The 7,598-nt window shown below is 64.7% G+C and carries 7 protein-coding genes; 2 read left to right on the forward strand and 5 right to left on the reverse strand.

The genetic code is table 11. The features are described 5' to 3' along the window. From JNN06_RS11200 to JNN06_RS11210, 3 genes are all read right to left on the reverse strand, one after another. The coding region (locus tag JNN06_RS11200; protein ID WP_291239675.1) for an efflux RND transporter permease subunit at positions 1 to 201 on the reverse strand (201 nt) is incomplete at its 3' end. A gap of 3 nt (positions 202 to 204) precedes the next feature. After that, positions 205 to 1,356 (reverse strand): efflux RND transporter periplasmic adaptor subunit, encoded by a 1,152-nt coding sequence (locus JNN06_RS11205; protein WP_291239676.1) that lies wholly within the window; start codon positions 1,354 to 1,356, stop codon positions 205 to 207. Positions 1,357 to 1,416: 60 nt separating this feature from the next. Continuing rightward, positions 1,417 to 2,025: a TetR family transcriptional regulator gene (locus JNN06_RS11210; protein WP_291239677.1), complete on the reverse strand. Its 609-nt coding sequence runs from the start codon at positions 2,023 to 2,025 to the stop codon at positions 1,417 to 1,419. A 462-nt stretch (positions 2,026 to 2,487) separates the two neighbouring features. On the opposite strand from JNN06_RS11210, the gene JNN06_RS11215 reads away from it, so the two are divergent. Continuing rightward, complete coding sequence (locus tag JNN06_RS11215; RefSeq protein WP_291239678.1) at positions 2,488 to 4,401, forward strand: TonB-dependent receptor; 1,914 nt, start codon at positions 2,488 to 2,490, stop codon at positions 4,399 to 4,401. A 19-nt stretch (positions 4,402 to 4,420) separates the two neighbouring features. Next, entirely contained in the window at positions 4,421 to 5,446 is a 1,026-nt protein-coding gene (locus JNN06_RS11220) for a hypothetical protein (RefSeq protein WP_291239679.1), read from the forward strand. A gap of 37 nt (positions 5,447 to 5,483) precedes the next feature. Here the strand turns inward: JNN06_RS11220 and JNN06_RS11225 are convergent, their stop codons facing one another. Both JNN06_RS11225 and JNN06_RS11230 read right to left on the reverse strand, forming a co-directional pair. Further along, positions 5,484 to 6,539, reverse strand: coding sequence for a hybrid-cluster NAD(P)-dependent oxidoreductase (locus JNN06_RS11225; RefSeq protein WP_291239680.1), 1,056 nt, complete (start codon positions 6,537 to 6,539; stop codon positions 5,484 to 5,486). After that, positions 6,539 to 7,598: aromatic ring-hydroxylating dioxygenase subunit alpha (locus JNN06_RS11230; protein WP_291239681.1), on the reverse strand; the 1,060-nt coding region annotated here is incomplete at its 5' end. The genes JNN06_RS11230 and JNN06_RS11225, both read right to left, overlap by 1 nt.

Genomic DNA, 7,598 nt, shown 5'->3' on the forward strand with positions numbered 1-7,598 from the left:
CTTCTCGATGATCTGCACCACCGTATCCGCCACCGTCTCTGCCGAGGCGCCGGGATAGACCGCACCAATCACGATCGACGGCCCGGCGATGGAGGGATATTGCGAAATCGGCAGCCGCAGCACCGACAGCGTGCCCACCGCCATCACGATGATCGCCAGCACCCAGGCAAAAATGGGCCGGTTGATGAAGAAACGCGCCATGGCTCAGTTGCCCCCGGCAGCGGCAGCGGCTTCGGCCGGCGCCTCGGCCGGCGCGATCTGCACCGCAGCCCCCGGCCCGGCCTTCTGGAACCCCGCCGTCACGATCTGCTCGCCATCCTTCAGCCCCGCCGTCACAACCCATTGATTGCCCGAGGCCCCCAGCACGGTGACGGGCCGCACGGCAATCTTGCCCTCCTCCACCACCCAGACATTCGCGCCGCCATGCACATCGCGCATCACCGCGCTTTGCGGCACCAGAATCGCATTCTTCTCGGTCGCCTGCGGCAACTCCACCTCGACATACAGCCCCGGCAACAGCGTGAAGTCCGGGTTCGCGAAACTGATCCGCAGCGTGATCATCCCCGTCGTCGGCTCCACCTGAGGCTCCGCCGCCTGCAACTTGCCCTTCTGCGCGAACACCTCGCCATTGGGCAAAATCAGCGTCGCCTCCGCCGCCTTCACGAAATCGCGCATCTGCCCCGGCGTGTTCCAGCGCAGCAGATCATTGGCCGATTGCGTCACATCGACATAAACCGGGTCCAGCGTGCGGATCGTGGCCAAAGCCTCCGCCTGCTGCGCCGAGACCAGCGAGCCGGTATTGGTCTGCGACAACCCGATCACCCCCGACACCGCCGCCGTGATCGTCGTGCGATGCAGGTCAATCTCGGCACTGGCCAATTGCGCCCGCGCCGCCTGCAAACCCGCCATCGCCGCATCCCGCGCCGCCACCGCCTTGTCCCGTGCCGCCGCCGAGCCCGCGCGCGTCCTGAACAGGTCCTCCGCCCGGTCCGCATCCAGCACCGCCAGATCGTGATTGGCCACCGCCTGCGCGACCGAGGCCTTGGCCGCCGCCACCGCCGCCTCATAGATCTCGTCTTCGATCTGATACAGCGGCTGCCCCGCCGTCACCGCGCTGCCTTCCTCGAACAGCCGCTCCGAGATGATGCCCGAGACCTGCGGCCGCACCTCCGCCACGGTCGAGGCCTTGATCCGCCCCGGCAGCCGCGTGGTCAGCGTATATTCCCCCATCCTGGCGGGCTGCACCGCCACTGTCGGCGGCGGCATATCCTGCGCCAGCGCCATGGCCGGGGTCATCAGGGGGGCGGCGCTCATCAGCAGCACCAGCATCAGCGGGCGGAAAACGGGAAGGGGCATGGAGGAAAGCCTGTCGGTTTGCGCGTTTCAGAAAAATCGTGTCGAAAGAAGCAGCTAGGCCTAGCCGGGCCGGGCCTGAAGCATCTGCAATTGCCGCGCGATGAAGCGCCCGCCCAGATCGGCCAGCGCAAAGCCCTTGCCGCCGCGCAGCCATTCGCTCAACAGGCCCGACATCGAGGCCATCAGAATGACCGCGATTTCCGCCGCTGTGAAGTCCTGCGCCAGTTGCCCGCGCGCCTGTGCCTGAAGGGCCAGCAGCCGCAGCACCTCCGACATTTCGGCATTCTTCGCGCGCAGCCAGGCGGCGCCCTCGGCATCGGGGCTGTGGTCATGCAGGATCAGAAACACCCGTTGCTGGCAGCTATCCTGTTCAAAAAGCACCAACATATCGCGGGCCGCCTGTTCCAGCAGGCCCAGCGGATCGGGGTGCCCCTCTTGCGCGGCGGTGCGGATCAGCACCTCCTGCGGGGTCATGCTGCGCTCATGCAGGGCGCGCAGCAGGTCCACCTTATCCTTGAAATGCCAGTAGACCGCGCCGCGCGTCACGCCCGCCTTGCGGGCAATGCCCTCCAGCGTGCTGGCGCTCACGCCTTGCGCGCAGAACAGATGTTCCGCCGCGTCCAGAATGGCGCTGCGCGTCTGTTCGGCATCTTCCTTGCTGCGGCGCATCCGGCGTCCCTTCGGTCAGGCGCCCCTTTTACAAACATTCTCGTATGTATGTAAAGCCCTATGCCCGGCCTGAAAGCCAGATTGGCCGCCATCCCGCTTGCTGCTGTCACAAGTGTATATGCCGTTACCTTTAGGGCAGTTTTTCAGCCGAAACGGTATAGGGCGTTACTGTTTCCGAGCTTGCGGCTGCGGGCGGCCGGTTCGGCCGGTTTTGCGCCAGTTGGGCGCCAAATGTGACAAAGATTAATCCGGTTCGGCGCCGATTGTGACAAAGGTTAAGATGCTTTTTGCGGTAAAGGTTAATGATTGACTTAAATAGTCGGACATTATATCCAGCCTCTCGCATGCAGCCCGCGCCCTGCCAGTCAGCATGCCTGAAAGTCGGCTTTCAGGCTTGGGCGCTGCCGCGTTTCTCCGCCTTCCGGCTTTCGGCCCCGCTGATCTGGTTGCCGGAGGTTTCCGATGCTGCGCCCGTCCCGTGCTGTTCTGGCAGGCTCTTGCCTGATGCTGGCCTTTGCGCCGCGCGCCTTGCTGGCGCAGGACGAGGCCGAGGTCGAGCTGGACCCGGTGATCCTCATCGCGGCACCGACCGAGGCGCAGGGCCAAAGCCGGATCGAGGCCAAGGTGATGGAAACCCGCCATCAGGGCGATGGCCTGCCGGGGATGTTGCGCGGTCTGGCCGGGGTGACCACGCAGGGCGGCTTTGCCGAGGATGCAGAAACCGCCATAAATATCAGGGGCTTGCAGGATTTTGGCCGGGTTGCCGTCACGCTGGATGGCATGCGGCAAAATTTTGCGCGTTCCGGCCATGGGGCCAATGGCAGTTTTGCGCTCGATCCCGAAATGCTGCGCGAGGTGACGGTGACGCGCGGCCCCGGTGCGGCGGCAGGCGCGATTGCGGGCGCGGTGGCGCTGCGCAGTGTCAGCGTGGATGACCTGCTGGAGGAGGGCGAGACCTCGGGCGGCGAGCTGCGGCTGCGCTATGGCGATCTCACCGCCTCGCCCACCTTGCATTCGGCCATGGCCTTCCGTTTCGGGGCGCGGACCGATCTCACCCTCGCCGCCACCCGCTCCGAGAAATCCGATTACAGGGCGGCGGACGGCACCGAGGTGCGCGCGCATCAGTCGCTGAATGGTCATTTGGCCACGCTGGGCGTTAACCTCGATGCCGGGCGCCTGAGCGTCAGTCTCGGCGGCCAGTCCCGCACTTATGTGACAGGCCGCGACAGCTCCACCCCCCGCAGCAATGACCTCACCACCCGAAATCTGGGTCTGGGCTGGCATTCCGATGATCTCGCAGGGTGGGAGTTGGATGGAAAACTCTATCAAACCAATACCTCGCTGGATCAGACCGCCCTCACCACCGGGGTGGCCCGCAGCTATGACACCACCACTGATGGTGTCCTGGTCACCGCCAACCGCACCATCGGCGATCATGCGCTCTCCCTGCGTCTGGAGGCCTTCTCCGATAGCGTCACCACCGATGATCCCACAGCATCTAGCCTGACCCCATCCGGCCAACGCGACATCTGGAGTTTCAGCCTCCAAGATCGCTTTGAAATCGCCGCCGCACAGCTGACCCTCGGCCTCTCCGCCGACCACTACCGCCTGACCAGCACCGCCGGCAACACCACCGGCGCCGCCCTCTCCCCCCGCCTCGCGCTGGCATGGCCGCTATCCGAAACCCTCACCTTCAACGCCGCCGCCGCGCTCGCCTGGCGCCCGCCCAGTCTGAACGAAACCTTGGTGGATGGCACCCATCCCGAGCCTGCCGACTTCCCGGTGCGCCCGAATCCACAGCTGGAGCCCGAGCGCGCCACCAATCTGGAGATCGGGTTTCAATATGAAAATCAAAGCGTTATCCGCGAAGATGACAGCCTGAACCTGCGCGCCACCCTGTTTCGCAACCACGTTTCCGACTATATCGGTCTGGCCTGGCAGGGCGGCGTTTTCGACGGCTATTTCCAATATGCCAATATCGAGCGCGTCCGCATTGAGGGCATCGAGCTGGAGGCCGCCTATGAAACCGGCCCCATTTTCCTGACGCTCGCAGGCCAGCACATGACCGGCATATCGCTCGAAACAGGCGACGACCTGTCGCGGCTGATGCCCGACCGCCTGACCCTCACCGCCGGGCATCGTGGCGGCAGCCATGAGGTCGGTCTGCGCTTCACCCATTCCGCCGCCAAGACCACGGGCGATTACGCCACAGGCAGCTGGAAAACGCTCGATCTGTTCCTGACCAAAGCCCTGACCGAGGAGGCCAGCCTTGGCCTCGCGCTGAACAACATCCTCGACGAGGCCTATACGCCGCATCTCGAAATCCGGCCCGCGCCCGGTTTCAACGCGCAAGCCTCGCTGACTTTGCGTTTCTGACACCCTGAAAGGACTGACCATGACCCTGACCGTCACCCTCACCGCCCAGCAAGGCCAAGGCGTTGATTTCAATGACTATCTGACGCAGCATTTCACCGATTTCGCGCCGCATGGCATGCCACTGTTCAACAACGCGACTGATAGCGACGAAACCACCCAGATCGTTCATCTGGCCACGCCCGAGGCAGGTGCCGAGGCCGATACCCGCTTTGTGGCGCTGGAAGGCGATGATTTCACATATACTTTCTCGAACCACACGATCAGCGGCACCATCGAGACCATTCGCCTGGGCACGCTGGGCGCAGCCTGGGATGCCGAGGCGGGCGACGTGGCGCTGACCGACGGGCTGCTGGGTGCGGCGGGCACCGCCGTCACCCTTTCGGGCTTCAATATCACCAATGCCGCAGGCGTGGCCGGGGCTGTGCATGAGATCGTCGCCGGGCTGATGGGCGGCGGGCCGAGCGGCGGCAATGCCGATGCCAGCAACATTCTGGAGGCGGTGTTCGGTCAGGCGCATGACGTGACCGGTTCGGCCGCGGCGGATGTTTACAGTGGCACCCGCTTTGGCGACAGTGTGCAGGGCCGTGGCGGCGATGACGCGATCTCGGGCCTCAATGGCGAGGACTCGCTGTCCGGGGGCGCGGGGGCGGATATGCTCGCGGGCGGGCGCGGCGCCGATACGCTGGCCGGGGGGGCAGGTGCGGACACGCTTTCAGGCGGTGGCGGCAAAGACCTGCTGACGGGTGGGCGTGGCGCCGACCAATTCTTCTTTGGCAGCGCCGCCGGTGCAAAAGGCGATGTCATCGCTGATTTCTCGCTGCGGGCGGGCGATGTGATCGACTTTTCCGCTTTGGCCGGCGATGACGAGGCCGGGCTGACCTTCATCGGCAATGATCGTTTTTCCGGTGAGGCGGGCGAAGTTCGGTTTGTCATCCGCAGTGGTTACACCCGGGTTCAGGCCGATCTGGATGGCGATGGCCGCGCCGATTTCAATATCGCCCTGACCGGCGAGAAGACCCTGACCTCCGAAGATTTCTTGCTGTAACAATGCATTGCGCCGCCCGCCCTCGGGCGGCGCATCTTCACAGATCGAGGCTGACCGCCCCGATCGGGCGGGCGCAGCATGCCAGCACCATGCCGTCGGCGATCTCCTCCTCCGAGATTCCCCCATTATGCACCATGCTGACTTCGCCGCCGGTTTTCTGCACCTTGCAGGTGCCGCACAGCCCGAAATTGCAGCTTGACGGGATGTTGAGGCCCGCGCGTTTTGCCACGGCCAGCAGGGTTTCGGTGCCGTCGGTGGCGAGTGTTTTGCCACTGCGGGCGAAGGTGATTTCGGCGGCCGTGGGGGCCTCTCGCAGGGCGACCGGCGCCTCCTCCAAGGCGGGGGCGGCGAAACTTTCCTCGTGATAGCGCGTCATGTCAAAGCCGAGGCTTTGCAGCATCTCGCGCACCGCCTGCATGAAGGGCGCCGGGCCGCAGCAGAAGACCTCGCGCTCCAGGTAATCCGACGCCATGAGGCCCAGCATGATCTGGCTCAGCCGCCCCTTGTAGCCGGGCCAGACGCGGAACGGGTCGGCCTCCTCCACCGTGAAGCGCAATTGCAGCCCCGGCACCCGGTTGGCGAATTGCTCCAGCCGCTCGCGGAAGATGATGTCGGAGGGCGTCTTGGCGGCATGCACGAAAACGATGTCCGGCATCTCGCCGGAATCCCAGGCCCAGGTCGTCATCGCCATCATCGGCGTGATGCCGGAACCGGCTGAAATAAAAAGATATTTCCGCGCCGGGTGGCGATGGAAGCTGAAAGCTCCCGCCGGGCCATGCGCCTTGATCTGCATGCCGGGTTTCAGATGATCCAGCAGCCAGCGTGTCCCGAGGCTGCCCGCTTGCGCCTTCACCGTGATCGACAGCGACAAGGGCCGCGACGGGCTGGAGGAAATGGTATAGGTGCGCAGCAAGGGCCCACCCGGCACCGGCAATTCCAGCGTCAGAAACTGCCCCGGCTGATAGTCGAACCACGCGCCCGAGGGCGCGCGAAAGGCGATGGTGGCGCAATCGGCGGATTCCGGGATCACCATCGCGCATTCCAGCAGCTCGCTGTCAGCCCAGGGCTGCGCGGTCCAGTTCTGCTGCGCCATCATTCCGCCGCCAGTTTCACGGGGCCTTGCAGCGCGCCGCGCAGGGTGGCCAGATACCAGTCGATGAACTGGATCACGCCGCTTTCCTGCTTGCGGGAATAGGGGCCGGAGCTATAGGCGGGTGAGTTGATCCCGGCCTGATTTTCCTCGACCACGCGGCGGTCCTCGTCATTGGTCGCAAGCCACACTTCGGTCAGGCGCGTCAGATCGTAATCGCGGCCCTCGACGGCGTCCTTATGCACCAGCCAGGTGGTGACAACCTCGGTCTCGGTGGGCGAAACCGGGATCACGCGGAAGGTCAGCACATGGTCGGACAGAAAGTGGTTCCATGTGTTTGGGTAATGGAAAAACAGCAGCGATCCGGCATTGGCAAAGGGCATGCCGGGCAGTTTCGGCGCGGCGGCCTTGCCATCCATCGTATAGCTGACGGCCTCGCCCACGAAGGGGATGCGCACCAGCCGCCACTGTTCGGTCTCCGAAATCAGATAGCGCGCGGGCAGGCCTGCCTCTTCGCAGCGGTTCACATGCGCGGCCCCTGCGGGCGAGGACAGGCTGTCATCCGAGCCGACCAGATCGGGGTCATCATTGAAGGTGCGGCACAGCGCCGGATGTGCGCCCGCGCAGTGATAGCATTCGCGGTTGTTCTCCAGCACCAGCTTCCAGTTGCCGTTTTCGACGATGCGGGACTGATGCGCCACCTTCAGATCGGCCAGCCCATGCCGCGCGGTATAGCGGGCGGCGGCCTCCTGCACCGGGGTGAAATCGGGGGCCTGATCGGCCAGACAGATGAAGACCATGCCGGCCGCGACGGCGCAATGCAGGGGTTTCAACCCATGGTCGGCGGGCTTGAAATCCTCGCCCATGTCACGGGCCCACAACAGTTTTCCGTCGGTGTCATAGGTCCATTGGTGATAGGGGCACACAAGTTTCGCCGTCTGCCCCGAGGGTTTGGCGCAAAGCCGCTGCCCGCGATGGCGGCAGACATTGTGGAAGGCGCGCACCGTGCCATCGGTGCCCTTCACCACCACCACCGGATAGGCGCCCAATTGCAGCGTCACA

Source organism: Gemmobacter sp., assembly GCF_016792925.1.
GTDB lineage: Bacteria > Pseudomonadota > Alphaproteobacteria > Rhodobacterales > Rhodobacteraceae > Gemmobacter.

Excerpts from the sequence above, each read along its gene's own strand:
- JNN06_RS11205 (WP_291239676.1), bottom strand. The coding sequence starts at position 1,356 with ATGCCCCTTCCCGTTTTCCGCCCGCTGATGCTGGTGCTGCTGATGAGC.
- JNN06_RS11210 (WP_291239677.1), bottom strand. The coding sequence starts at position 2,025 with ATGCGCCGCAGCAAGGAAGATGCCGAACAGACGCGCAGCGCCATTCTG.
- JNN06_RS11215 (WP_291239678.1), top strand. The coding sequence starts at position 2,488 with ATGCTGCGCCCGTCCCGTGCTGTTCTGGCAGGCTCTTGCCTGATGCTG.
- JNN06_RS11220 (WP_291239679.1), top strand. The coding sequence starts at position 4,421 with ATGACCCTGACCGTCACCCTCACCGCCCAGCAAGGCCAAGGCGTTGAT.
- JNN06_RS11225 (WP_291239680.1), bottom strand. The coding sequence starts at position 6,539 with ATGGCGCAGCAGAACTGGACCGCGCAGCCCTGGGCTGACAGCGAGCTG.